Source organism: Streptomyces sp. NPDC045846, from assembly GCF_056431605.1.
Window position 1 is genome coordinate 25487 of record NZ_JBWKKJ010000006.1, and the last position, 22169, is coordinate 47655.

Annotated in this window: 28 protein-coding genes; 15 read left to right on the forward strand and 13 right to left on the reverse strand. The window is 73.0% G+C overall.

Annotated features, from left to right (window positions below):
• Nucleotides 1-18 precede the first annotated feature (18 nt).
• Nucleotides 19-1359 (forward strand): aminotransferase class I/II-fold pyridoxal phosphate-dependent enzyme, encoded by a 1341-nt coding sequence (locus AC07F3_RS17580; protein ID WP_479114981.1) that lies wholly within the window; start codon nucleotides 19-21, stop codon nucleotides 1357-1359.
• On the opposite strand, the gene AC07F3_RS17585 is transcribed toward AC07F3_RS17580, so the two are convergent.
• Nucleotides 1353-2318 carry a DMT family transporter gene (locus AC07F3_RS17585; RefSeq protein ID WP_479114983.1) on the reverse strand — a complete coding sequence of 322 codons (966 nt, stop codon included), beginning with the start codon at nucleotides 2316-2318 and terminating at the stop codon, nucleotides 1353-1355. The two genes, AC07F3_RS17580 and AC07F3_RS17585, sit on opposite strands and share 7 nt — an antisense overlap.
• 73 nt (nucleotides 2319-2391) lie before the next feature.
• On the opposite strand from AC07F3_RS17585, the gene AC07F3_RS17590 reads away from it, so the two are divergent.
• Nucleotides 2392-3294 (forward strand): LysR family transcriptional regulator, encoded by a 903-nt coding sequence (locus AC07F3_RS17590; RefSeq protein ID WP_479114985.1) that lies wholly within the window; start codon nucleotides 2392-2394, stop codon nucleotides 3292-3294.
• 10 nt (nucleotides 3295-3304) lie between these two features.
• Here AC07F3_RS17590 and AC07F3_RS17595 read toward each other — a convergent pair whose 3' ends face one another.
• A complete protein-coding gene (locus AC07F3_RS17595) occupies nucleotides 3305-3781 on the reverse strand; it encodes a pyridoxamine 5'-phosphate oxidase family protein (protein ID WP_479114987.1) in 477 nt (158 codons plus the stop codon).
• A 108-nt stretch (nucleotides 3782-3889) separates the two neighbouring features.
• On the opposite strand from AC07F3_RS17595, the gene AC07F3_RS17600 reads away from it, so the two are divergent.
• Nucleotides 3890-4540, forward strand: coding sequence for an isochorismatase family protein (locus tag AC07F3_RS17600; protein ID WP_479114989.1), 651 nt, complete (start codon nucleotides 3890-3892; stop codon nucleotides 4538-4540).
• On the opposite strand, the gene AC07F3_RS17605 is transcribed toward AC07F3_RS17600, so the two are convergent.
• Complete coding sequence (locus tag AC07F3_RS17605) at nucleotides 4527-4988, reverse strand: Rieske (2Fe-2S) protein (RefSeq protein WP_479114991.1); 462 nt, start codon at nucleotides 4986-4988, stop codon at nucleotides 4527-4529. The genes AC07F3_RS17600 and AC07F3_RS17605 overlap by 14 nt on opposite strands.
• Nucleotides 4989-5144: 156 nt before the next feature.
• Here AC07F3_RS17605 and AC07F3_RS17610 point away from each other — a divergent pair, with 156 nt between their 5' ends.
• From AC07F3_RS17610 to AC07F3_RS17640, 7 genes are all read left to right on the forward strand, one after another.
• Nucleotides 5145-6023, forward strand: coding sequence for a HipA family kinase (locus tag AC07F3_RS17610; protein ID WP_479114993.1), 879 nt, complete (start codon nucleotides 5145-5147; stop codon nucleotides 6021-6023).
• Nucleotides 6020-6403 (forward strand): DUF3037 domain-containing protein, encoded by a 384-nt coding sequence (locus tag AC07F3_RS17615; protein ID WP_479114994.1) that lies wholly within the window; start codon nucleotides 6020-6022, stop codon nucleotides 6401-6403. The genes AC07F3_RS17610 and AC07F3_RS17615 overlap by 4 nt, the downstream gene beginning before the upstream one ends.
• A 149-nt stretch (nucleotides 6404-6552) precedes the next feature.
• A complete protein-coding gene (gene fabG / locus AC07F3_RS17620; RefSeq protein WP_344373359.1) occupies nucleotides 6553-7314 on the forward strand; it encodes a 3-oxoacyl-ACP reductase FabG in 762 nt (253 codons plus the stop codon).
• A 17-nt stretch (nucleotides 7315-7331) separates the two neighbouring features.
• Entirely contained in the window at nucleotides 7332-8093 is a 762-nt protein-coding gene (locus tag AC07F3_RS17625) for an SDR family oxidoreductase (RefSeq protein WP_469836887.1), read from the forward strand.
• Nucleotides 8094-8262: 169 nt separating this feature from the next.
• Nucleotides 8263-9816 carry an ABC transporter substrate-binding protein gene (locus AC07F3_RS17630; RefSeq protein ID WP_479115845.1) on the forward strand — a complete coding sequence of 518 codons (1554 nt, stop codon included), beginning with the start codon at nucleotides 8263-8265 and terminating at the stop codon, nucleotides 9814-9816.
• Nucleotides 9817-9907: 91 nt separating this feature from the next.
• Entirely contained in the window at nucleotides 9908-10591 is a 684-nt protein-coding gene (locus AC07F3_RS17635) for a uracil-DNA glycosylase (protein WP_479114997.1), read from the forward strand.
• A 162-nt stretch (nucleotides 10592-10753) separates the two neighbouring features.
• Complete coding sequence (locus AC07F3_RS17640; protein ID WP_479115846.1) at nucleotides 10754-11218, forward strand: hypothetical protein; 465 nt, start codon at nucleotides 10754-10756, stop codon at nucleotides 11216-11218.
• Nucleotides 11219-11245: 27 nt separating this feature from the next.
• Here the strand turns inward: AC07F3_RS17640 and AC07F3_RS17645 are convergent, their stop codons facing one another.
• The 3 genes from AC07F3_RS17645 to AC07F3_RS17655 all read right to left on the reverse strand — a co-directional run bounded on the left by AC07F3_RS17645 (nucleotide 11246) and on the right by AC07F3_RS17655 (nucleotide 12640).
• Nucleotides 11246-11689, reverse strand: coding sequence for a hypothetical protein (locus AC07F3_RS17645; RefSeq protein ID WP_479114999.1), 444 nt, complete (start codon nucleotides 11687-11689; stop codon nucleotides 11246-11248).
• Between the two features lie 118 nt (nucleotides 11690-11807).
• Nucleotides 11808-12344, reverse strand: coding sequence for a DinB family protein (locus tag AC07F3_RS17650; protein ID WP_479115001.1), 537 nt, complete (start codon nucleotides 12342-12344; stop codon nucleotides 11808-11810).
• Nucleotides 12341-12640 carry a hypothetical protein gene (locus AC07F3_RS17655; protein ID WP_479115003.1) on the reverse strand — a complete coding sequence of 100 codons (300 nt, stop codon included), beginning with the start codon at nucleotides 12638-12640 and terminating at the stop codon, nucleotides 12341-12343. The genes AC07F3_RS17650 and AC07F3_RS17655 overlap by 4 nt, the downstream gene beginning before the upstream one ends.
• Nucleotides 12641-12714: 74 nt before the next feature.
• Here AC07F3_RS17655 and AC07F3_RS17660 point away from each other — a divergent pair, with 74 nt between their 5' ends.
• On the forward strand, nucleotides 12715-12927 hold the full coding sequence (locus AC07F3_RS17660; RefSeq protein ID WP_479115005.1) for a hypothetical protein: 213 nt from the start codon (nucleotides 12715-12717) through the stop codon (nucleotides 12925-12927).
• A complete protein-coding gene (locus AC07F3_RS17665) occupies nucleotides 12924-13829 on the forward strand; it encodes a Gfo/Idh/MocA family protein (protein WP_479115007.1) in 906 nt (301 codons plus the stop codon). The genes AC07F3_RS17660 and AC07F3_RS17665 overlap by 4 nt, the downstream gene beginning before the upstream one ends.
• On the opposite strand, the gene lnt is transcribed toward AC07F3_RS17665, so the two are convergent.
• Together lnt and AC07F3_RS17675 are read right to left on the reverse strand one after the other, a co-directional pair.
• Nucleotides 13753-15324: an apolipoprotein N-acyltransferase gene (gene lnt, locus AC07F3_RS17670; RefSeq protein ID WP_479115009.1), complete on the reverse strand. Its 1572-nt coding sequence runs from the start codon at nucleotides 15322-15324 to the stop codon at nucleotides 13753-13755. The genes AC07F3_RS17665 and lnt overlap by 77 nt on opposite strands.
• A 110-nt stretch (nucleotides 15325-15434) precedes the next feature.
• On the reverse strand, nucleotides 15435-15914 hold the full coding sequence (locus AC07F3_RS17675; protein WP_479115010.1) for a nuclear transport factor 2 family protein: 480 nt from the start codon (nucleotides 15912-15914) through the stop codon (nucleotides 15435-15437).
• An 83-nt stretch (nucleotides 15915-15997) separates the two neighbouring features.
• Here AC07F3_RS17675 and AC07F3_RS17680 point away from each other — a divergent pair, with 83 nt between their 5' ends.
• Nucleotides 15998-16783 (forward strand): crotonase/enoyl-CoA hydratase family protein, encoded by a 786-nt coding sequence (locus AC07F3_RS17680; protein ID WP_479115012.1) that lies wholly within the window; start codon nucleotides 15998-16000, stop codon nucleotides 16781-16783.
• Between the two features lie 6 nt (nucleotides 16784-16789).
• Here AC07F3_RS17680 and AC07F3_RS17685 read toward each other — a convergent pair whose 3' ends face one another.
• From AC07F3_RS17685 to AC07F3_RS17695, 3 genes are all read right to left on the reverse strand, one after another.
• A complete protein-coding gene (locus AC07F3_RS17685) occupies nucleotides 16790-17590 on the reverse strand; it encodes a GNAT family N-acetyltransferase (RefSeq protein WP_479115014.1) in 801 nt (266 codons plus the stop codon).
• A gap of 60 nt (nucleotides 17591-17650) precedes the next feature.
• Nucleotides 17651-17848 (reverse strand): hypothetical protein, encoded by a 198-nt coding sequence (locus AC07F3_RS17690; protein ID WP_479115016.1) that lies wholly within the window; start codon nucleotides 17846-17848, stop codon nucleotides 17651-17653.
• 118 nt (nucleotides 17849-17966) lie between these two features.
• Nucleotides 17967-18143, reverse strand: a complete 177-nt coding sequence (locus AC07F3_RS17695) for a hypothetical protein (protein WP_189389117.1) — start codon at nucleotides 18141-18143, stop codon at nucleotides 17967-17969.
• Between the two features lie 220 nt (nucleotides 18144-18363).
• Here AC07F3_RS17695 and AC07F3_RS17700 point away from each other — a divergent pair, with 220 nt between their 5' ends.
• Nucleotides 18364-18744 (forward strand): hypothetical protein, encoded by a 381-nt coding sequence (locus AC07F3_RS17700; RefSeq protein ID WP_479115018.1) that lies wholly within the window; start codon nucleotides 18364-18366, stop codon nucleotides 18742-18744.
• 30 nt (nucleotides 18745-18774) lie between these two features.
• Here AC07F3_RS17700 and AC07F3_RS17705 read toward each other — a convergent pair whose 3' ends face one another.
• A complete protein-coding gene (locus AC07F3_RS17705; RefSeq protein ID WP_479115847.1) occupies nucleotides 18775-19647 on the reverse strand; it encodes an undecaprenyl-diphosphate phosphatase in 873 nt (290 codons plus the stop codon).
• A 201-nt stretch (nucleotides 19648-19848) separates the two neighbouring features.
• Nucleotides 19849-20553 (reverse strand): TVP38/TMEM64 family protein, encoded by a 705-nt coding sequence (locus AC07F3_RS17710; RefSeq protein WP_479115020.1) that lies wholly within the window; start codon nucleotides 20551-20553, stop codon nucleotides 19849-19851.
• Nucleotides 20554-20902: 349 nt separating this feature from the next.
• On the opposite strand from AC07F3_RS17710, the gene tuf reads away from it, so the two are divergent.
• The gene (tuf, locus tag AC07F3_RS17715; RefSeq protein WP_479115022.1) at nucleotides 20903-22072 is read left to right on the forward strand and encodes an elongation factor Tu; all 1170 of its coding nucleotides are present in this window, start codon (nucleotides 20903-20905) and stop codon (nucleotides 22070-22072) included.
• The last annotated feature ends 97 nt before the right edge of the window (nucleotides 22073-22169 follow it).

Consider the following 22169-nt stretch of genomic DNA (forward strand, 5'->3'; position numbering starts at 1 on the left):
TAGTGCATACTGTGGTTTGTGCTAGGAGAATATCGGATTGTGGGGCGGCGCGCATCGGAGATTGCCGAGAGCGTGGAGCGCGCGGTGGGTTCCGGCGGGCTCGAACCGGGTCAACTCCTGCCGCCGCTCAGGGAGTTGGCGACCGATCTCGGGGTGAATCCGAATACCGTGGCGGCCGCCTACCGGCTGCTGCGCGACCGCGGGGTGATCGAGACGGCGGGCCGACGCGGCAGCCGCGTGCGGCCGCGGCCCGCCAGCACCGCCCGTGACCTCATCCGGGTGGACGTGCCCGAAGGGGTGCGCAACATCGCCGACGGCAACCCGGACCCGGCGCTCCTGCCGCCGCTCGGCGAGGCGCTGGCCGCCGCCGCGCGCGGCAATGCCGAACACCCCGGCCGCTTCATGTACGGCCAGGAGCCCGTGGACGCCGAGCTCGCCCGACTCGCCCGCGCGGGCTTCGACGCGGCGGGCGTGCCGCACGGGCCGGTCGGGGTGCTCTCGGGTTCGCTCGACGCCATCGAGCGCGTGCTCACCGCCCACCTGCGGCCGGGCGACGCGGTGGCGATCGAGGACCCCGGCTGGGGCGCGCTGCTCGATCTCGTACCGGCGCTCGGGCTGCGGCCCGAACCCATGGCGCTTGACGACGAGGGCCCGTTGCCCGGCGCGCTCGAAGGCGCCCTGGCGGCGGGCGCCCGAGCCGTCGTCATCACCTGTCGCGCGCAGAACCCGACGGGCGCCGCCGTGAGCGCGGCCCGCGCCCGGGCCCTGCGGGGCGTGCTCGCCGCGCATCCCAACGTGCTGCTCATCGAGGACGACCACGGCCACGGCATGGTGGACCTGCCGCTGCATCCGGTCGCCCCGGTCACCGAGCACTGGGCGTTCGTCCGGTCCGTGGCCAAGGCGTACGGGCCCGACCTGCGGCTCGCCGTGCTGACCGGGGACGCCGTGACCCTGGACCGGGTGCGGGGCCGCCAGCGGCTCGGGCCCGGATGGGTCAGCCGGCTGCTCCAGCGGGCCGTCGTCGAGCTGTGGACGTCCGGCGCGGTCGACCCCGCGAAGGTCGCCCGCTCCTACCGCGAACGGCGCGAGGGCCTGCTGCGGGCGCTGCGCGCGCGGGGGGTCGAGGCCCACGGGCGCAGCGGCTTCTCGATCTGGGTGCCGGTGCCCGACGAGACGGGAGCGGTCTCCCGGCTGCTGCACGCGGGCTGGGCGGTGGCGCCCGGCGCCCGCTTCCGGATGGCCTCCGCGCCCGGGGTGCGGCTGACCGTGTCGAGCCTGAAGCGGGACGAGATCGAGCCCCTCGCGGATGCCATCGCCTCCGCGACCGGACCGGGCCCCGGCACCCGCTACGCCTACTGAGCGCGGGGCTTCACCCGCGCCCGGCTCTGGGTCAGGGCCGCGCCCGCGAGCACGATGACCGCGCCCACGGGGGTGTTCCAGCTGAGGCTCTCGCCGAGCACCGCGACCCCGGCGGCCGTGGCGATCACCGGGATGAAGTAGGTGACCATCTGCGCCGTGGTCGGACCCACCTCGCCGACGAGCCCGTACTGGACGAGCACCGCGAGACCGGTCCCGAGCGCGCCGAGCGCCGCGACAGCCAGCAGCGGGACGAGCGGGAACGACCTCGGGAGGCCCGCGAACAGCGGGGTGACCAGGGCCAGTTGGAGCGTCGCGATGCCGAGCTGGGAGCCGATCAGGGACAGGTTGGAGTGGCCGCTGCCTGCCAGCGTGCGGCGGACGTAGATCCAGCCGACCGGGTAGCAGAGCGAGGCGAGCAGCGCCATCGCCGTACCCGTGACGTCCAGGCCGTGGAAGCCCTGCCAGGCGCCGAGCACCGTGAGCACCCCGAGGAAGCCGAGCCCGAGCCCGGCGACCCGCCGCCGGTTCGGCCGGTCCTCCGAGAGCGCGACCAGCGACAGGGCCATGCCCCACAGCGGTGAGGTCGCGTTGCAGATGCCGGCCAGCGTGGAGGGGATCGTCAGTTCCGCGTACGCGAACAGGGAGAAGGGCGCCGCGTTCAGGAGCAGGGCGGCCACGGTGAGGTGCAGCCAGGTGCGGCGGCCGCGCGGCAGCCGCTCGCGCTTGACGGCCATCGCCACGGCGAGCACCAGGGTGCCGAAGAGCAGCCGCCCGAAGGTGACCTGGAAGGGGGCGTAGCCCTCGGTGCCCACCTTGATCAGCAGAAAGCTGAAGCCCCAGATCAGGGAGAGCGCCGCGAAGCGGAGACGCCAGTCGAGGGCGGGGCGGCGCGCGGCCGCCGGGGACGCGGTGGAGGTGGGTGCGCAGGAGGTGGCCCGGGACGGGGCGGCGGTGCTCATGCCCCCACGATGAGGCGCGGCATCGCGTAGCACAAGCGAGAAATCATGCAGGCTACCGGTTAGCATCGCTTATATGTTGAATCTGGAGCGCCTGCGCACCCTCGACGCGGTGGCCCGGCACGGCTCGGTGGGCGGCGCGGCCGACACCCTGCACGTGACCACTTCCGCGGTCTCCCAGCAGCTCGCCAAGCTGGAGCGGGAGGCCGGGCAGCCGCTGCTCGCCAAGAACGGGCGCGGCGTGCGGCTCACCGACGCCGGGCGGCTCCTCGCCGGGCACGCCGCCCGCATCCTCTCCCAAGTGCAGGTCGCCCAGGCCGAGTTGGAGGCCCAGCGGGGCCGAGTGGTCGGCGAGCTGAGGATCGCGGGCTTCGCCACCGCGGCCCGCGGCCTCTTCCCGGCCGCGCTCGCCGCGCTGCGCGCCGAGCACCCGCGGCTCGCCGTGCGCTCCGAGGAGATGGAGGCCGAGGAGTCGGTGCGGGGCGTGCTGCTCGGCGACCTCGACCTCGCGCTCGTACTCGACTGGTACAACAAGCCGTTGCCGCTGCCCGACGGGCTCGCCAAGCGCGCGGTCCTCGACGACCTCGCCGACGTCGCGCTCAGCGCCGACCACCCGCTGGCCGGGCGCGAGGTGGTGGAGCTGGAGGAGTTCGCCGAGGACGAGTGGATCACCTGGCCGGAGGGCGAGTTCTGCAACGAGTGGCTCATGTTCACCCTGCGCGGCAAGGGCATCGAGCCGAGGACCGCGCATGTGGCCCGCGAGCACGCCACCCAACTCGCCCTCGTGGAGGCCGGGTTGGGTGTCAGCATCGCCCCGCGCCTGGGCCGGGGCCCGATCCCCGACGGGGTGCGGGTGGTGCCGGTGCGCGATGCGATGAGCCGCCATGTGTACGCGGTGTGGCGCGCCGACGCCGACCGACGGCCCTCGATCCGGGCCGCGGTCGACGCGCTGGCCGCGGCGGGGGAGCGGCTCGCCTAGCCGCGCCCCGCTACCGGCCGAACCCGCCGCCGAGCTTGCGGAAGTCCCACGACACGACGGTGTCCGGCGTCAGCCGCAGCCAGGCGTGCCGCCCGTCGTGGACCATCTCCTCCAGGCCGAAGTTCTTGGCCGCGAACCGCCGCTCCACCGCGATGAGTTCGGGGCACGGCAGACCGGTGCGCGGGGCCTCGCCGACCGGGACGACGCGGCCGCTCAGCTCCACCCCCCGCAGCTCCCCGTACTCCGTGCCGTCGTCCACCACCACCGCGACCCGCGGATCCTTGCCGAGCTGGGCCCAGCGACGGCTGCGGGTGATCGAGTACAGCCAGAGCGAGGCGCCGTCCCAGACGTACCAGAGCGGGGCGACGTGGGGGGCGCCGTCCGCCGAGACGGTGGCGACGCGGCAGGTGTGCTGCTCGCCGAGGAAGGCGTCGCGCTCCTCGTCGCTCATCATGATCCGGCGACCCCGGCGCTGTGTGGCGGTCATCTGCGCCTCCCCTTTCCAAGGCTCCACGCGCGCCAGCGATCTGACGCTGCGTCAGGAAGCATGGCGTGCTCTTCCCTCATCGCGCAATGGCGGTTAGCCTCCCGCGCCATGGCGACGAAGGAACTTCTCGCGGAACAGCTCGTCCCCGCCTCCACGGTCCTCATGACCGTCGAATGCCAGCAGGGCGTGGTCGGCACCGACAGCGCACTGCCCGAACTCGCCAAGGCGGCACGGGAGTCGGGCGCGCTGCACAACGTGGCCCGCTTGGTGGCGGGCGCGCACGAGGCGGGCGTCCAGGTGCTGCACGCGGTCGCCGAGCGGCGCCCCGACGGCCGCGGCGCCAACCGCAACGCGCGCCTGTTCCGTGCCGCCGAACGGCTGCCGGTGCAGCAGTACTCCGGCTCGCGGGCGGTGCGGATCGCCGAACCGATCGAGGTGGCCGACGAGGACATCGTCGTACGCCGCCTGCACGGCCTGTCGCCGGTGGCCGGCACGGACGTGGACGCGCTCCTGCGCAACCTCGGCTGCCGCACCCTGATCGTGACCGGAGTCTCCGCGAACGTGGCGATCCCCAACGCGGTCTTCGACGCCGTCAACCTCGGCTACACCGTGGTGGTGGCGGCCGACGCCATCGCGGGGGTGCCGGCCGACTACACCCCCGCGATGATCCGCAACACCCTCGCCCTGGTCGCCACGGTGGCCGCCACCGACGACATCCTGGGCTGCCTCGGCGCGGGCCGCCGCGTCACGCGAGCTTGATCGAACCGCCCTCGACGGAGATCGCGGCGGCGGGCAGCGGGGAGGGCGCGGGGCCGCCCTTGACGCTGCCGTCCGCGACGTCGAACCTGCTGCCGTGACAGGGGCAGTTGATGGTGCCGCCCGAGACGGACGACACGGCGCAGCCCTGGTGGGTGCACTTCGCCGAGAACGCCTTGAACTGGCCCGCGGCCGGCTGGGTGACCACGACGCCCTGCGCGGCGAAGATCTTCCCGCCGCCCTGCGGGATGTCCGACGTCCTGCCGAGCACGCTCCCGGTGTTCTTGCCGCCCCCGTCCCCGGCGGGCTTGGTGTCGTCGCTCCCGCCCGCGCTGTCCGAGCCGCCCCCGCACGCGGTGAGCGCGGCCGCGAGCCCGGCCGCGCCGGCACACGCGATGACGGTGCGGCGCGCCGGTACCCGCACGGGCCCGGCCTGCGATTCGGTGCTCATACTGACTGTCCTCTCGACGTACGACGCGTAACTGCGTGGAGGGGTACGCGAGGGACGGACGGGGCGTTCAGCGATCCGGCGACTTCTCGGGAAACCGGGGCGGGGCCGGGAGGAAACGGGAGCGGGCGCCCGACGCCCGCGAAGTAGCCTGTGCCCATGCTCACTGAAGTCACCGCGACCCGGTACGTCACGCCCTTGCGTGAGGGCGGGTCGCTGCCGGGCATCGTCGAGGCCGACGATCTCGGAACGTATGTCATGAAGTTCACCGGGGCCGGCCAGGGCCGCAAGACGCTGGTCGCCGAGGTCATCTGCGGGGAGCTCGGCCGTCGGCTCGGGCTGCGCGTCCCGGAACTGGTCACCATCCAGCTCGACCCGGTCATCGGCCTGTCCGAGCCCGACCAGGAGGTGCAGGAGCTGCTGAAGGCGAGCGGCGGGCTGAACCTCGGGATGGACTACCTGCCGGGCTCGCTCGGCTTCGACCCCCTCGCCTACCAGGTGGACGCGGCCGAGGCCGGGAAGGTCGTCTGGTTCGACGCGCTGATCAACAACGTCGACCGGTCGTGGCGCAACCCCAACATGCTGGTCTGGCACGGCGAACTGTGGCTGATCGACCACGGCGCCACGATGATCTGGCACCACAACTGGCCCGGTGCCGCCGCGTCGGCGGCCAAGCCCTACAACGCCTCCGACCACGCGCTCGCGCCGTTCGGACCCGACATCGCCGCCGCGGCAGCCGAGCTCGCGCCGCTGGTGACCGAGGAGCTCCTCACCGAGGTCACGGCCCTGGTGCCCTGCGAGTGGCTGGTCGACGAGCCCGGCTTCGAGACGACCGACGCGCTGCGCCGCGCGTATGTGGAGCCGCTGCTCGCCCGCGCCGCGACGATCCACGAGCGGATCACGCTGGACGCCCCCACCACCGCCAAGCCCTCGCAGGCCCCCGGCTGGCTGACCGAGCACGCCCGGCCCTGGCCGCACCCGACCAAGAACAGCACCGCCGTGAACGGCCAGAACAGCCAGAAGGACGCCGACCGTTGAGCAAGCGCGATGTCTTCGAGTACGCGCTGCTGCGCGTGGTGCCACGCGTGGAGCGCGGTGAGTGCTTCAACGCGGGTGTACTGGTCTACTGCCGTGCCCGGTCCTTCGTCGCGGCGCGCACCCACCTGGACGAGGCGAAGCTGAAGGCGCTCGACCCGGCCGCGGACGTCGTGGGCGTCCGGGCCGCGCTGCGCGCCGTCGAAGGCGTCTGCGGGGGCGGCGAGGCGGCCGGGCAGGCGGCGGGCGACGACGCGGGCCGGCGGTTTCGCTGGCTGATCGCGCCGCGCTCCACGGTGGTCCAGCCGGGCCCCGTCCACACGGGCCTGACCGCCGACCCGGAGGCCGAGACCGAGCGGCTGCTCGACCTGCTGGTGCGCTGATTCCCCGCGCCCGCCGGGGTGTGACATGCGCCGGGGGACCCGTGGCCCGTTGACACCGCGTGCCAGGGCTTCTAGCGTCTCGTCTGCTGAAGCTACTAAGCGGTTGCTCAGTGACTGAGGGCCGCGGATCCCAGGGCGAGGAGAACAGCATGTCCACCACCGAGCAGCGTGTCGCCATCGTGACCGGGGCGGCGCGGGGTATTGGCGCCGCGACCGCCGTCCGGCTGGCGGCCGAGGGCCGGGCCGTCGCCGTACTCGACCTCGACGAGGCGGCCTGCAAGGACACCGTCGACAAGATCACCGCGGCGGGCGGCCGGGCCATCGCCGTCGGCTGCGACGTCTCCGACAGCGCCCAGGTGGAGGCGGCCGTCGAGCGGGTCGCGGCCGAGCTCGGCGCGCCGACCATCCTCGTCAACAACGCCGGCGTGCTCCGCGACAACCTGCTCTTCAAGATGAGCGAGTCGGACTGGGACACCGTGATGAACGTGCACCTCAAGGGCGCGTTCCTGATGGCCAAGGCCTGTCAGAAGCACATGGTGGACGCCAAGTGGGGCCGCATCGTCTCGCTCTCCTCGTCCTCTGCGCTCGGCAACCGCGGCCAGGCCAACTACTCCGCCGTCAAGGCCGGCCTCCAGGGCTTCACCAAGACCCTCGCCAAGGAGCTCGGCAAGTTCGGCATCACCGCCAACGCGGTCGCCCCCGGCTTCATCGTCACCGAGATGACCGCGCAGACCGCCGCCCGGGTCGGCATGGGCTTCGAGGAGTTCCAGGCCGCGGCCGCCACCCAGATCCCCGTCCAGCGCGTCGGCTTCCCCGAGGACATCGCCAACGCGATCGCCTTCTTCTCGGGCGACGCCGCGGGGTTCGTCTCCGGCCAGGTCATGTACGTGGCCGGCGGCCCGCTCAACTAAGGCCAGGGACAAGGAACATGACTGAACTTCCTGAACTGTCGGGCAAGGTGGCCGTGGTCACCGGAGCCAGCCGCGGCATCGGCTACGGCGTCGCCGAGGCGCTCGTCGCCCGCGGCGACCGGGTGTGCATCACCGGACGCGGCGAGGACGCCCTCAAGGAGGCCGTCGAACGGCTCGGCTCCGACCGGGTCATCGCCGTCGCGGGCAAGGCCGCCGACGAGGCCCACCAGGCCACCGTCGTCGAGCGCACCATGGAGGCCTTCGGCCGGGTCGACTACCTGGTCAACAACGCCGGCACCAACCCCGTCTTCGGCCCCATCGCCGAGCTCGACCTGAACGTCGCGCGCAAGGTGTACGAGACGAACGTGATCTCCGCGCTCGGCTTCGCCCAGCAGACCTGGAAGGCCTGGCAGAAGGAGAACGGCGGCGCGATCGTCAACATCGCCTCCATCGCCGGGCTCTCCCCCTCGCCCTTCATCGGCGCGTACGGCATGAGCAAGGCGGCCATGGTCAACCTGACCCTCCAGCTGGCGCACGAGTTCGCTCCGGCCGTGCGGGTCAACGCCATCGCCCCGGCCGTGGTCAAGACCAAGTTCGCCCAGGCGCTCTACGAGGGCCGCGAGGCGGAGGCCGCCGCGGCCTACCCGCTGGGCCGGCTCGGGGTGCCCGCCGACATCGGCGGCGCCGCCGCGTTCCTCACCTCCGACCAGTCGGACTGGGTCACCGGACAGACGCTGGTCGTCGACGGCGGTCTCTTCCTGAACGCCGGGGTGCACTGACGGCGGGGCCCGACGGCCCTGGGAACCCTGAGCGGATTTGCTCCTGAATATGCCAAGTGCCCTGCTGAGACGGTCGGTTGACCCAGCGGGGCACTGCGGTATGGTCTGCCGGTCCCATGGCCGATCGAGGAGCGTGCACGTGTTCAAACGGACCATCTGCCGGCGCACCATGGCGGCCCTTGCGTCCATATCCCTGCTCGGTGGCTGCGGACTGCTCTCGGGGGGCGGTTCGCAGGCCCAGCAGGAGATCACGGTGGGGACGACGAGCGAGCCGAGCACGCTCGACCCCGCCGCGTCCTGGGACGGATCGTGGGAGTTGTACCGCAATGTCTTCCAGACCCTGGTGGCCTTCCCGACCGGCAGCACCGCCCCGCAGCCCGACGCCGCGCAGTCCTGCCAGTTCCAGGACAAGTCGAGCCGCACCTTCACCTGCACGTTGCGCAAGGGAATGACCTTCTCCGACGGCACGAAGCTCGACGCGAACGCCGTCAAGTACTCGATCGACCGGATCGTGAAGATCAATGTGAAGGCCGGCCCCAAAGGGCTGCTCAGCAGCCTGGACCAGGTCACCGCCGACAACGAGCTGACCGTCACCTTCCACCTCAACAAGCCCGACGCGACCTTCCCGTACGTGCTCGGAGCGCCCGCCATGTCCATCGTGGACCCCCGCGCCTACCCCGCCGACAAGCTCCGCGGCGACGGCGGGCTGACCGGCTCGGGGCCGTACACGCTCCAGTCGTACAAGGCGGGCGACCGCGCGGTCCTGAAGAAGAACGACCACTACCAGGGCTTCGCGCAGCCCAAGAACGACGGCGTCACCATCCGCTACTTCCGCGACTCCGGCGCCATGGTCGACGCCCTCAAGAGCAAGCGGATCGACGTCACCTACCGCGGCATCACGGCCGACGAGGTCGAGGACGTCCGCAACGAGAAGGCCGCGGGCAAGCCGCTCCAACTGGTCGAGAACACTGGCACCGAGATCCGCTTCCTGGTGTTCAACCCGAAGGACCCGCAGGCCGCGAACCCGGCGGTGCGCCGCGCGGTCGCCCAGCTCGTCGACCGCGACGCGCTGGTCGCCAAGGTCTACAAGGGCACCGCGGAACCGCTGTACTCGATGGTCCCCACCGGCGTGAACGGTCACACCACGAGCTTCTTCGACGCCTTCGGCTCGCCCAGCGTCCCCAAGGCGAAGGACATCCTGCGCAAGGCCGGCGTCACCGCCCCGGTCCCGCTCCAGCTCTGGTACACCACCGACCGCTACGGCTCCTCCATGGAGGCGGAGTTCAAGGAGCTCAAGCGCCAGCTCGACGCCTCCGGGCTGTTCGAGGTGACCTTGAACAGCCGCCCCTGGAAGACCTACACCGAGGGCTTCCAGGCCGGGGACTTCCCCGTCTTCGGGCGCGGCTGGTTCCCCGACTTCCCCGACCCGGACAACTTCATCGCGCCGTTCGTCGGCAAGGAGAACGCGGTCGGCACCCCGTACGAGCCCCGCGAGATCACCACGCAGCTGATCCCCCAGTCCCGTGAGGTCTCCGACCGGGGCGCCGTCAGCAAGCAGTTCGAGCGGGCCCAGGACGTCCTCGTCGACGACGTACGGCTCCTTCCGCTGTGGCAGGGCAAGCTCTACATCGCGGCGAGCGACGACATCGCGGGCGGCGAGCGCGCCATGGACCCGCAGACCGTCATGCAGATGTGGGAGCTGCACCGCAAGACCAGCTGGTAGCGGTGGGCGCGGGCGGCGTTGTCAGTGGCGGCGGGTAGGTTCGGGAAACCGCGAGCGTGCGGGAACCGAATGTCCCACGGAGGTTGTTGACGTGACCGATATCGCCATGCTGCCCGAGTCCTGGCAGGGCGTCCTCGGCGAGGAGCTCCAGAAGCCGTACTTCAAGGAGCTCACCGCGTTCGTCGAGGAGGAGCGGGCGAGGGGCCCCGTCTACCCGCCCCGCGAAGAGGTCTTCGCGGCCCTGGAGGCGACGCCGTACGACCGGGTGAAGGTGCTCGTCCTCGGGCAGGACCCGTACCACGGCGAGGGCCAGGGGCACGGCCTGTGCTTCTCGGTGCGGCCCGGTGTCAGGACGCCGCCCTCGCTGCGCAACATCTACAAGGAGATGCGGGACGAGCTGGGTCTGGAGATCCCGGACAACGGCTATCTGATGCCGTGGGCCGAGCAGGGCGTGCTGCTGCTCAACGCGGTGCTGACGGTGCGCTCCGGCGAGGCCAACTCGCACAAGGGCAAGGGCTGGGAGAAGTTCACCGACGCGGTGATCCGCGCGGTCGCCTCGCGGCCCGACCCGGCGGTCTTCGTGCTGTGGGGCAACTACGCGCAGAAGAAGCTCCCGCTGATCGACGAGGAGCGGCACGTGGTGGTCAAGGGCGCGCACCCCTCGCCGCTGTCGGCGAAGAAGTTCTTCGGCTCGCACCCGTTCACCCAGATCAACGAGGCGGTCGCGGCCCAGGGCCACACCCCGATCGACTGGCGCGTGCCGAACCTGGGCTGAGCGCTTTCGCCGAGGGGCGGGTGGCCGTCGGCCGGGCGTGTGACGGCGTCCGGCTGACAGGCCCGGGGCCCCGCCCGAGCCTGAGGCCGATTGTCAGTGGCGGCGGCTAGCGTCGAAGTCGTTCGACTTTCGTGACGACTGGTGGAGACAGCGGTGACGGACATGCAGGAAGCCCCGGGGGACGTCGTGATGACGCGGATCGGGCAGGCGATGATGCTGCTCCACGGCGGCGACCGCGAGGAGGCGCGCAACCGGTTCGGCGCCCTGTGGTCGCAGATCGGCGAGGACGGCGACGCGCTCCACCGCTGCACCCTGGCCCACTACATGGCGGACACCCAGGACGACCCGGGGGACGAACTGGCCTGGGATCTGCGGGCGTTGGCTGCGGCCGACGGCCTGAGCCAGGAGCGCCTGGCCGAGCACCACGCCTCGCTCGCGGTGCGCGCCTTCTACCCCTCGCTCCACCTCAACCTGGCGGCCGACTACGTGAAGCTGCACCGCCCCGAGGAGGCCCGGCTCCACCTCGACCGGGCCCATGCCGCCCTGGACGCGCTGGCCGACGACGCGTACGGCAACGGCATCCGCGAGGCGCTGCACCGCCTGGAGCGGCGGCTGGACGCCGTGTGACGCGACGGTGACGAGCCGTCAATTGCCTTAGGCCTCATGGCAGATGCGTGCCTCAAGGCTGTCGTCGCGCCAGCCGCCGTAGCTCTGGCCGAGCGCGCAGACGTCGCCCGCCGCGGGAGGCGCCGCGGGGTGGGGGCGGTGCTTCCTGGGGGCGGCGGAAGGGTGGTGGGGCCGCTCGGCCCGGCGGTGGTGCTCGTGTCGGGCCGGGTCCGGCGGGGCCGCCCTCGGGGCGGGGGGAGGCGGGGGAGAGGGGGCGTCCGGGGGCAGGATCGTGTCCAGTGCCTCGCGGGCCGGGGCCTGGACGATCTGCGGGGCGACCGCGCCCTGTCGGTGGGTTGACGGGGGCGACGGGGGCGACGGCTGTGGCGGTGCGGGCCGGGCCTCGACGGATACGCAGCCCGTGAGGCAGCCGCAGACGGTGAGGGCGGCCGCGGCGGTCAGGAGTCCCAGCGCGTTCCGGGTTCGGTGCATCGTTGGGTGCATCGGACAACTCTGCTGGCGGAGAAGGTGGTTGAGTGACCGTGTGGGCCCGCAATGGCCCGCACGAGTGACGTCGCCGCCGTGTGCCGGTCCGCCCCCGGCCGGGCGTTCAGTCTCCCGTCGCGCCGTCGATTGCCTCGCGGATCAGGTCGGCGTGCCCGTTGTGGCGGGCGTACTCCTCGATCATGTGGGTGTAGATCCAGCGCAGCGTGAAGTGCCGGCCGCCGCGGGCGGTGCCGACGCTGAGGTCGTCGAGGTCGTGCCCGGCCGCCCGGGCCCGCGCGCCCGCGACCTCGCCGCGCCAGGTGGCCAGCGCCTCGGCGTAGGTGTCCTCGGGGCCGAAGTGGAAGTCGCGGTCGGGGTCCTCGTCGGTGCCGTACACCCCCTTGTCGGGCTCGCCGCCGAACACGATGGCGAACCACCAGTTCTCGACCTCGGACAGATGGCGCAGCAGGCCGAGCAGGGTGAGCTCCGAGGTCGGCACGGCGGCCGTCTTGAGCTGTTCGTCGGTGAGCCCGGAACACTTCCAGGCCAGCGTCTCGCGGTGGTACTCCAGCCAGCCGTCGAGCATGGCCCGCTCGGGGGCGTCGAGTGCGGGCTCGGCGCGCTCGGCCGACGCGGCCGGGGGTACTGCGGAGTTCGTCATGGCGTCATCCTGGCCGACGGCCACGACCGGGGCCAACGGATATATCGGCGCACCGGCCATGGCGGCGGCCCGGCGAGCACGCCGCGCGGCAACTCGGTGAAACCGCGGCGGATCTCCGGCTCGGACGGCACCTCGGCGTGGCATGAACCGGCGGCGCAGGAGACCGCATGGCCACGGCGCTGCCCGCCTGCCACCGGGGCCGGGTCGCCCTGGTCGGCGACGCAGCGCACGCCACGGCGCGGCCGCTCGGCCAGGGCGGCGGCCAGGCCGTCGAGGACGCCGTCGTCCTCGCCCACCACGTGTCGCCGCGGGCCCCGCCGAGGGGCTCGCCCGCCACAGCGCCGAGCGGCCGCCGCGCACCCTGGGCATCGTGCGCCGGGCGGACCGGACCGCCCGCCTCGACCTCATGCGCAACCCGGCCGCCCTCGCGGTCCGCGACACCCTCATCGGTGCGCTCTCCCGCTGCGGCCCCTCCTTCGTGCTCCGCTCGTTCAAGGACATCGCCACCTGGCGGCCACCCGGGCGCACGTATGCTGACCAGGCAAGCAAGCAGGACAACGCTCGGCGACAGGAGACCCTGTGAAGGTCGGCTGCATCGGACTCGGGGACATCGCGCAGAAGGCCTATCTGCCGGTCCTGACATCGCTGCCCGGTACGGAACTGCATCTGCAGACCCGCACCCCGGCCACCCTCGCGAAGGTGGCCGACGCGCACCGCGTCCCCGCCGCGCGCTGCCACACCGACCTCGACTCGCTGCTCGCGCAGGACCTCGACGCCGCGTTCGTGCACGCGCCGACCGCGGTGCATCCGCAGATCGTGACCCGGCTGATCGAGGCGGGCGTACCGACGTATGTCGACAAGCCGCTGGCGTACGAACTCGCCGACTCCGAGCGGCTCGTGGCGCTCGCGGAGGAGCGCGGGGTCGGCCTCGCCGTCGGCTTCAACCGGCGGCTCGCGCCCGGCTACGCCCAGTGCGCCGACCATCCGCGCGAGTTGATCCTGATGCAGAAGAACCGCGTCGGGCTTCCCGAGGACCCGCGCACCCTGGTGCTCGACGACTTCATCCACGTCGTGGACACGCTGCGCTTCCTCGCGCCGGGACCGATCGAGCACACCGTCGTACGGGCCCGGGTCCGCGAGGGACTGATGGAGCACGTGGTGCTCCAGCTCTCCGGCGACGGCTTCACCGCGATCGGCACCATGAACCGGATGAACGGCTCCACCGAGGAGATCCTGGAGGTCTCCGGCCAGGACACCAAGCGCCAGGTCCTCAACCTCGCCGAGGTGGTCGACCACAAGGGGCAGCCGACGGTGCGCCGCCGCGGCGACTGGGTGCCGGTGGCCCGCCAGCGCGGCATCGAGCAGGCGGTCCTCGCCTTCCTCGACGCCGTACGGGCGGGCAAGACGCTCAGCGCACAGGACGCCCTTGCGACGCACGAGCTGTGCGAGCGGGTGGTGCGGGAGGCGTGGGAGCAGGCCTCCTGAACGCACGGGCGCCCTCGGCCGCGCAGAACCCGGCGAGCGCGACGAGCGCCCCGTACACGGCCCAGTCGCCCAGGCGCACATAGGGCGTGGTGCCGGTGGCCAGCGGGACGTCGTACACGGCGGAGGTGCTGGCCGAAGTGGGCAGCCACGTTCCGATCCGGCCGCCGTCCGGGCCGTAGACCGCGCTGATGCCGGTCAGGGTCGCATGGACCATCGGGCGTCCCGTCTCGGCTGCGCGCAGCGCGCCCAGCGAGGCGTGCTGGGCGGGTGCCCAGGTGTCCTGGAACGTCGAGGTGGACGACTGCGCGATGAGCAACTGGGCGCCGCCGCGCACCAGATGGCGGCTCATGTCGGGGAACGCCGACTCGAAGCACACCAGCGGCCCCACCCGCACCGCGTCCGGCAGCGTCATCACCACCGGGGTGGTGCCGCGCTGCCGGTCCTCGCCCGCCGCCTTGCCGACCGAGGTGGCCCAGCCGAGCAGCGAACGGGCCGGGATGTACTCGCCGAACGGCACGAGCCGCATCTTGTCGTAGCGCTGCCCGGTCGGGCCGTGGGGGCCGACGAGGACCGAACTCTTGAAGATCCCCGGCTTGTCCGACCTGCGCGCGTCCACGTTCACCAGGACGTCCGCGTTCAGGTCCCGGGAGAGCGCCGCGATCCGCGCGGCCAGGTCCGGGCGGGCGGTCAGGTCCTGCCCGACACTGCTCTCGCCCCATACGACGAGGTCCACGTGCCGGCCCGCCAGGGCCCGGGTCAGCGCCTCGCTGCGGGCGAAGCGGGCGTCGCCGTTCTCGATCACACCCGGCTGCACGACGGCGACCCGGAGGTGTCCGTCCCGCTCCATGTGCGGAGCCCACATCCACACGGCACCGGTCGTGAGGGCGCACACCACCAGAGCCGACACCATCGCGGTCCGCACGTGGGGGAGCGCCACACCCAGGGTGACGGCGGTGTTCACCGCCACCACGAGCAGGCTGACCAGCCACACCCCGCCCACCGACATCAGCCGCAGCGCGGGCGTGACCTCCCACTGGCTCGCGCCGAGCAGCCCCCACGGTCCGCCGAGCCCCTGCCACGACCGGACGAGCTCGACCATCAGCCATCCCGAGGGCACCACCACGACGGCCGTCAGCGCGCGCGGGGTGCTCGGGCGGCCGCCCAGGGTCGAGCGCACGAGCACGCCCCAGGGCGCCCACAACAGCCCGAGCAGCGCCGCGAGCACCACGATGAAGACGCTGAGGCTGGGCAGCAGCCAGTGGTGCACGGCCAGCATGAACCCGGTGCCGCCGAGCCAGCCGTCGAGCGCGGCCCGCCGTGCACTGCCCGCGGAGCGGACCAGAAGCAGCCAGGGCACGAGCGCGACGTACGCGAACCACCACAGTGAGGGCGCCGGGAAGGCGAGCGCGGGCAGCGCCCCGGCCAGCACCGCGGCCGTGCCGCGCCACCAGGCCGACGTCAGTCGTGGTGCATGACGGCCGACCGGAATCCGCATACCGCGCCTCCTCGCCACCCCCGTGATCAGTGGCCCCCGCACTGACCAGTGTGGGGGAGCGGCGCCCGCGCGCACAGACGGCGGGGCGCCCGGCGCGTCCCGTCCGCCGCTCAGCCCCCGGCGAGCGCCCCCGACATCCGCCGCCACTTCTCGTGCACGGTCACCGACCGCAGCCCCCAGCCGGTGTCCGTGCGGACCAGCGAGAACGCGTAGCGCCCACCGGACTCGAAGTCGGGCGCGGAGGGCGTACCGTCGCCGTCACCGCCGAAGCACATCGGGTTGAGGTAGTCGGCGCGCAGCTCGGCCCGGTCGCCCGGATAGCCACCGAGGTCCTGGAGCGTCACGAGACGGTTGGTGATCAGGTGCTGGCGGACCGGGAAGAGCCGCATGGTCTCGGCGAGCCAGCGGGCCACCTCCTCGGCCGGGCCCTCGATGCCGCCCGCCGGGCGGTAGTCCGCGCGGCCGTCGGCGCAGAACAGGGCGCGGTAGGCGGTCCAGTCCCCGTCGTCGACGGCCGCGGCGTATCCGGTGATGAGTTCGTCGATGGCCAAGCGGTCAAGGAGGGTGCCGAGATCCACGCGCTGCGTCATCGGCTCAGTCTCCGGCAGCCGGCCCCGAACGCCAAGAGCCCTGCACTTGTGGCCCGTTGGCGCCCCGTGCTACCGCTGGCGCCATGACCGACGAGACCCTTCCCCCGGTACGCGTCGAACGGCGCGGCCCGGTCACCACGGTGATCCTGTCGCGCCCCGGCGTCCGCAACGCGGTGGACGGCCCCACCGCGCGCCTGCTCGCCGACGCCTTCCGCGCCTTCGAGGCCGACGAGGAGGCCGCGGTGGCGGTCCTCTGGGGCGAGGGCGGCACGTTCTGCGCGGGCGCCGACCTCAAGGCGATCGGCACCGAACGCGGCAGCACCGTGACCGAGGACGGCGACGGGCCGATGGGCCCGACCCGGCTCAGGCTCTCCAAGCCGGTGATCGCGGCCGTGGCCGGGCACGCGGTGGCGGGCGGCCTCGAACTCGCGCTCTGGTGCGACCTGCGCGTGATGGAGGAGGACGCCGTGTTCGGGGTCTTCTGCCGGCGCTGGGGCGTGCCCCTGATCGACGGCGGGACCGTGCGTCTTCCCCGGCTGATCGGGGCGGGCCGCGCGATGGACCTCGTCCTCACCGGCCGGCCGGTGGACGCGGTGGAGGCGAAGGCCATCGGCCTCGCCGATCGCGTCGTCCCGAACGGCACCGCCCGCGCGGCGGCGGAGCGGCTCGCCGCGGAGATCGCCGGCTTCCCGGCGGTCTGCCTGCGCCACGACCGGATGTCGCTGCTCGAACAGGAGGGCCTCGGCGAGGCGGAGGCCCTGCTCAACGAGGTGCGGCACGGTGCGCACGCGCTGGGCGAGGCGGCCGAGGGCGCGGCGCGGTTCGCCGCCGGAGCCGGGCGGCACGGAGCCTTCGAGGGCCAGGGCTGAGGGTGCCTACGGCTTGCGCAGGTACGGCGTCGTCACGGTCAGCGGGGTGAAGCCGAGGCGTCGCAGGATGGGGCGGCTCTGGTCGGACGCGTCGACCTGGAGGTAGCGGTAGCCGCGCTCGGCGGCGATGCGGGCACGGTAGGCGACCAGGGCGCGGTAGATGCCCTTGCCGCGCCACTCCGGCAGGGTGCCGCCGCCCCACAGGCCGGCGAAGTCCGTGCCGGGGTGGAAGTCCATGCGGGCCGCGCTCACCGGGGTGTCCCCGGCCATCGCGACGACCGCCGTGACGGTCTCGGGGGCCTCGGCGAACTGGGCGAGCAGCCGCGCCCGGAAACCGGAGCCGTCGTTGCCGAAGGCCCGGTCGTGGACGTGCGCCATGAGGTCGACCCCGGCCTCGTCGGTGACCGGACGCAGGATGATGCCGTCCGCGGGAGCGACGTCGAGGGGGAGGTCCGCGACCCGGGCCACCATGACGGTCTCCTCGGGCTCGGCCTCGAAACCGGCCGCCCGCAGCCGCTGCCCGAGGTCGGCGGGGCGGTCGTGGGCATACAGCTTCCACTCCCACTCCTGGCCGAGCGAGGCGAAGTGGCGCACCTGCGCCGCGATCTCCGCGTCGGCGGTGTCCGCCGTCAGGTCCGACCAGAGGATGCCGTTCCACACCGGGGCGGGACCCGCCTGCCGTACGACCCGGGCGGTCCGCTCGACGGTGGCCCGGGGCCCGTCGGGCAGGGCGTTTTGGCGCAGTTGCCTGTCGAAGACCGCCAGCAGTTCGTCAGCGGTGTCGCCGTTCGGCGCGTGAGTGTCCATGGCGGTCACTTGAACACCGTGACAAGGACCACGACAACTGGAATTCAGAATTCGCGCGGCTCAGGCCTGCGGCTCGGCGGCGGCTCCCGCGGTGAGCGGGGCGCCGTCACCCACGGCCGCGGCCCACTCGGCGAGCAGCCGCTCGTACTCCTCCGCGGGCCAGTGCCCGTCCGCGCCGTCGACGAGCGCGCGGATGGCGTCGTTGGCGGCATCCGCGTCGGTCGGCGCCGGGCCGGGCCGTTCGGGAGAGGAGGACATGGCACCAGGCTACGGGTCCGGTCGGACAGCCGGCCCCGCCGAACAGGCCGAAGCCCAGGTGGGAGCGGTCCGAGGTGGTCAAGGTCACAGGTTTCGGGAGGTTTGGGGCCGGGCCGGGTCAGGCCGCCTGGACGGCGTCCGTGCGTACGGCGGCGGCCCACTCGACCAGGAGCCAGTGGTAGCGCTCCTCCTCCTCGGGCGAGAGGCGTCCGTCGGACCGCTCCCACAGGGAGCGGATCTCCGCGTTCACCACGTCGGCAGGGCGAAGGGAGCGGCGGTCGTGAGTCGGGGGCATGGGGACAACCCTACGGCCAGGAGGTGACCCACCGCCACGGAGTGGGAACTCTCAGCCAACATGAGGCGGTTGAGGAGGGAGGGACGGCCGGAACGCATCGGTCCGGCGGCGTGATCCGGACGGCGGGAACCGGCCGGGGCGCGGCAGCGGTGCGGCAACTGACGGGCGCGGCCCGGGCGTTGTCCGGGCCGCGGCCTGCGCCTGCGCCTATCCTCGCGGCATGGAGCAGAGCGAGGTTCTCAAGCGAGTGATCGGCATTCTCACCGAGGCCGGGGACTACCGCCGCCGCCTGGAGGAGGACGGCGAACGGGGCGTCGGGGACCGGGAGATCGGCATCGTCACGGCTCTGCTCAATGAGACGATGCCGCGCATGGAGATCCCCGCCGACGCCACCCCGCAGGAGGTGGCCACCCTGGTGGCCCGGGAGGTCGGCGGAGCCATCCGGCAGCTGGTCGCCGCCTTCAGTCTGGCCTTCGTGGCGCTCGCCGAGGTCCACGACTCCGGTGAGCGGGACGCCTCGTCGGCCGATGTGCTCCAGGACCTGGCCCTGCGCGCGGAGGAGCTGAAGGGGAAGGGCGGCCCCGGCCCGGCGGCAGGCTGAGTACGCCAATTGCCGCCCCGGGCACGGCGGTCAGAGCCCTCCGCCCGCGTTCGGGTCGAGGGATCCGGCCGCGACGAGGGCGAACAGGGCGATGCCGAGGACGATGCGGTAGGCCACGAACGGCATGAAGCTCCTGCTGGAGATGAACTTCATGAACCAGGCGATGACCGCGTACCCCACGGCGAACGCGATGACGGCGGCGAACAGCGTCGCCACCATCGGCGCCTGCCCCGGGCCGCCCGCGTCCTTGAGCTCGAAGACCCCGGAGGCGAGGACCGCCGGGACGGCGAGCAGGAAGGAGTAACGGGCCGCCGCCTCGCGGGTGTAGCCCATGAGCAGGCCGCCGCTGATGGTGGCGCCGGAGCGCGAGACGCCCGGGATGAGGGCCATGGCCTGGCAGACGCCGTAGACCAGGCCGTCCCTGGTGCTGAGTTCGCGCAGCGACTTGCGTTCCCGGGCGGCCCGGTGGCGGCCCCCCGACTCGTCGCGGGCCGCCAGGCGGTCGGCCACGCCGAGCACGACGCCCATCACGACGAGCGTCGTGGCGATCACCCGCAGATCGCGGAAGGAGGTGTCGATCTGGTGCTTCAGGACGAGGCCGAGCACCCCGATCGGCAGCGATCCGACGATCACCAGCCAGCCCATCCGCGCGTCGTGATCACCACGCAGGGAGCGGTCGGTGAGCGAGCGGAACCAGGCCGAGACGATCCGCGCGATGTCGGCGCGGAAGTAGATGAGGACGGCCGTCTCGGTGCCGATCTGCGTGATCGCGGTGAACGCGGGGCCCGGGTCCTGCCAGCCCGCGAAGGCGGCGGTCAGCCGCAGATGCGCGCTGGAGGAGATGGGCAGGAACTCGGTGAGCCCCTGCACGAGCCCGAGTATGAACGATTCGAACCAGGACATGGGGTACTGCGCCATCCAAGGGGGTCGAGGCCGCGGCCGGTCGGCACGAGGGGGACCGGCCGGAGCACCGGGGCGGCGCGGCCGCACCGGTGATCTTGCTCGGTGAGCGGCACCGTAACGACCATGGGTTAACGGATGGTTGACGCCGTGCGGCCCGAAGGAAGCGCGGCCGACCGGCCGGAGGGGAAGCCCGGCCGCCCGCTACCGCGCCCGCAGGCGGTGCCGCTTGCGCCAGGCCACCGCGGCGGCCGCGGCCCCGCTCAGCACGATGAAGCCCATCGAGATCAGGAAGGCGGGGGAGGTCGGCGACGAGGCGGTGCTGCCCGCGACGACGTACGCGAGGGTGTTGGGCACCGAGCCGAGACCCGTCGCGAGCAGGAACGGCGCCCACCCCATGCGGGAGACCGCCGCGCAGTAGTTGGCGGCGGCGAAGGGCACACCGGGGAACAGCCGGATCGCCATCATCGAGCGGAAGCCGTGCCGCGACAGCTGGCCGTCCGCCGCCTTCAGCCAGCGCCCGCGCAGCAGGGGCCGCAGCGCGTCCTGCCCGAGCACCCGGCCGAGCCCGAAGGAGATGCCCGCCCCGAGCACCGTGCCCGCGAGCGAGGACACCAGTCCGGCCGAAGTGGCGAAGAGGGCCCCGGCCGCCAGATTGAGGATCGGGCGCGGCACGAACGCCGCCGTGCACAGCCCGTAGGCCACCGCGAACAGCGCGACCGCTCCGGCCCCGCCCACCTGCGGCGGCCAGCCGTCGGCGAGCAGCCGCTGCGGCTGGAGCACCAGGACGGCGGTCCCGGCGGCCGCGAGCACCACCACGAGCAGCGCGAGCCGCGCCCACGGCGAGAGCACGGCTCGCGCACAGCGGGCGGCGAGGCCGGAGGACGGGCGGACGGCGGGCTCGAACATCCGGGGAGACTAACCGACGCGGCGATGTGATCGCCGTAACGGGGGCGCGGCGGGACCCGCCGACGCACCGGGCCGCCCCCAACTTCCGCCCGCCGAAAACCATTCGACGCGCCCGCGGCCGGCGGGGATGATCGGCGGCATGTCCAGGTACGCCTTCCCCGCAGAGCCGTCCGCAGCCGCGGACGCGCCGAAGGCTGCCGTCGTCACAGCGGCCTGTGCGGCCGCGGCGCCCATCGGCGGCGCCCGAAGCTGACCCTTCCCGGAAAGTCCGGCGGACCCCGCAGGGGGAGGGTCGGCCCGACGCAGGGGTCCCAGCTCAGCTCCGCGACCACGCGAGGGACATTCAGCCATGCCCAAGACGGCATACGTACGCACCAAGCCCCACCTCAACATCGGCACCATGGGCCATGTCGACCACGGCAAGACGACCCTGACCGCCGCCATCACCAAGGTGCTCGCCGAGCGCGGCGGCGGCACGTTCGTGCCGTTCGACCGGATCGACCGGGCCCCGGAGGAGGCCGCCCGCGGCATCACCATCAACATCGCGCACGTCGAGTACGAGACCGACACCCGCCACTACGCGCACGTCGACATGCCGGGTCACGCCGACTACGTCAAGAACATGGTCACCGGCGCGGCCCAGCTCGACGGGGCGATCCTCGTCGTCTCGGCGCTGGACGGGATCATGCCGCAGACCGCCGAGCACGTCCTGCTCGCCCGGCAGGTGGGCGTCGACCACATCGTCGTCGCGCTCAACAAGGCCGACGCCGGTGACGAGGAGCTGGCGGACCTGGTCGAGCTGGAGGTGCGCGAGCTGCTGTCCGCACACGGCTACGGAGGCGACAGCGTGCCCGTCGTGCGAGTCTCCGGGCTCAAGGCCCTGGAGGGCGAGCCGCGTTGGACCGAGGCGATCGGCGCGCTGCTCGACGCCGTGGACACCTATGTGCCGATGCCCGAGCGGTACGTGGACGCGCCGTTCCTGCTGCCGGTCGAGAACGTGCTCACCATCACGGGCCGCGGCACCGTTGTCACCGGAGCCGTCGAGCGCGGCACGGTGCGGGTCGGCGACCGGGTCCAGGTGCTCGGCGCGGACGTCGAGTCGGTGGTCACCGGCCTGGAGACCTTCGGCAAGCCCATGGAGTCGGCGCAGGCCGGCGACAACGTGGCGCTGCTGCTGCGCGGGGTGCCCCGCGACGCGGTCCGCCGCGGGCACGTGGTCGCCGCGCCCGGCAGCGTGACACCGAGCCGCAGGTTCACCGCCCAGGTGTACGTCCTCTCCACGCGCGAGGGCGGCCGCTCCACGCCGATCACCACCGGCTACCGGCCGCAGTTCTACCTCCGTACCGCGGACGTGGTCGGTGACGTGGACCTCGGAGAGGCGGCCCTCGCGCGGCCCGGCGACCGGGTCACCATGACCGTCGAGCTGGGCCGCGACACGCCCCTGGAGCCGGGCCTCGGCTTCGCCATCCGCGAGGGCGGCCGCACCATCGGCGCCGGAACGGTCACCTCGGTCCTGTGACCGGCGGGCCCGTCCCTCCCCACCGCCCGGGGAGGGGCGGGCCGTTGGCGTTCCCCGGCGCCGGGCCGGGGCCCTCGCACGGCCCGGCGGTCCGGAC

What these genes read in the sequence shown, in the direction of transcription:
- AC07F3_RS17585 (WP_479114983.1), bottom strand. Translation starts at nt 2,318, where the DNA reads ATGAGCACCGCCGCCCCGTCCCGGGCCACCTCCTGCGCACCCACCTCC.
- AC07F3_RS17590 (WP_479114985.1), top strand. Translation starts at nt 2,392, where the DNA reads ATGTTGAATCTGGAGCGCCTGCGCACCCTCGACGCGGTGGCCCGGCAC.
- AC07F3_RS17595 (WP_479114987.1), bottom strand. Translation starts at nt 3,781, where the DNA reads ATGACCGCCACACAGCGCCGGGGTCGCCGGATCATGATGAGCGACGAG.
- AC07F3_RS17600 (WP_479114989.1), top strand. Translation starts at nt 3,890, where the DNA reads ATGGCGACGAAGGAACTTCTCGCGGAACAGCTCGTCCCCGCCTCCACG.
- AC07F3_RS17605 (WP_479114991.1), bottom strand. Translation starts at nt 4,988, where the DNA reads ATGAGCACCGAATCGCAGGCCGGGCCCGTGCGGGTACCGGCGCGCCGC.
- AC07F3_RS17610 (WP_479114993.1), top strand. Translation starts at nt 5,145, where the DNA reads ATGCTCACTGAAGTCACCGCGACCCGGTACGTCACGCCCTTGCGTGAG.
- fabG (WP_344373359.1), top strand. Translation starts at nt 6,553, where the DNA reads ATGTCCACCACCGAGCAGCGTGTCGCCATCGTGACCGGGGCGGCGCGG.
- AC07F3_RS17625 (WP_469836887.1), top strand. Translation starts at nt 7,332, where the DNA reads ATGACTGAACTTCCTGAACTGTCGGGCAAGGTGGCCGTGGTCACCGGA.
- AC07F3_RS17630 (WP_479115845.1), top strand. Translation starts at nt 8,263, where the DNA reads ATGGCGGCCCTTGCGTCCATATCCCTGCTCGGTGGCTGCGGACTGCTC.
- AC07F3_RS17640 (WP_479115846.1), top strand. Translation starts at nt 10,754, where the DNA reads ATGCAGGAAGCCCCGGGGGACGTCGTGATGACGCGGATCGGGCAGGCG.
- AC07F3_RS17645 (WP_479114999.1), bottom strand. Translation starts at nt 11,689, where the DNA reads ATGCACCGAACCCGGAACGCGCTGGGACTCCTGACCGCCGCGGCCGCC.
- AC07F3_RS17650 (WP_479115001.1), bottom strand. Translation starts at nt 12,344, where the DNA reads ATGACGAACTCCGCAGTACCCCCGGCCGCGTCGGCCGAGCGCGCCGAG.
- lnt (WP_479115009.1), bottom strand. Translation starts at nt 15,324, where the DNA reads ATGCGGATTCCGGTCGGCCGTCATGCACCACGACTGACGTCGGCCTGG.
- AC07F3_RS17675 (WP_479115010.1), bottom strand. Translation starts at nt 15,914, where the DNA reads ATGACGCAGCGCGTGGATCTCGGCACCCTCCTTGACCGCTTGGCCATC.
- AC07F3_RS17680 (WP_479115012.1), top strand. Translation starts at nt 15,998, where the DNA reads ATGACCGACGAGACCCTTCCCCCGGTACGCGTCGAACGGCGCGGCCCG.
- AC07F3_RS17685 (WP_479115014.1), bottom strand. Translation starts at nt 17,590, where the DNA reads ATGGACACTCACGCGCCGAACGGCGACACCGCTGACGAACTGCTGGCG.
- AC07F3_RS17690 (WP_479115016.1), bottom strand. Translation starts at nt 17,848, where the DNA reads ATGTCCTCCTCTCCCGAACGGCCCGGCCCGGCGCCGACCGACGCGGAT.
- AC07F3_RS17695 (WP_189389117.1), bottom strand. Translation starts at nt 18,143, where the DNA reads ATGCCCCCGACTCACGACCGCCGCTCCCTTCGCCCTGCCGACGTGGTG.
- AC07F3_RS17700 (WP_479115018.1), top strand. Translation starts at nt 18,364, where the DNA reads ATGGAGCAGAGCGAGGTTCTCAAGCGAGTGATCGGCATTCTCACCGAG.
- AC07F3_RS17705 (WP_479115847.1), bottom strand. Translation starts at nt 19,647, where the DNA reads ATGTCCTGGTTCGAATCGTTCATACTCGGGCTCGTGCAGGGGCTCACC.
- AC07F3_RS17710 (WP_479115020.1), bottom strand. Translation starts at nt 20,553, where the DNA reads ATGTTCGAGCCCGCCGTCCGCCCGTCCTCCGGCCTCGCCGCCCGCTGT.
- tuf (WP_479115022.1), top strand. Translation starts at nt 20,903, where the DNA reads ATGCCCAAGACGGCATACGTACGCACCAAGCCCCACCTCAACATCGGC.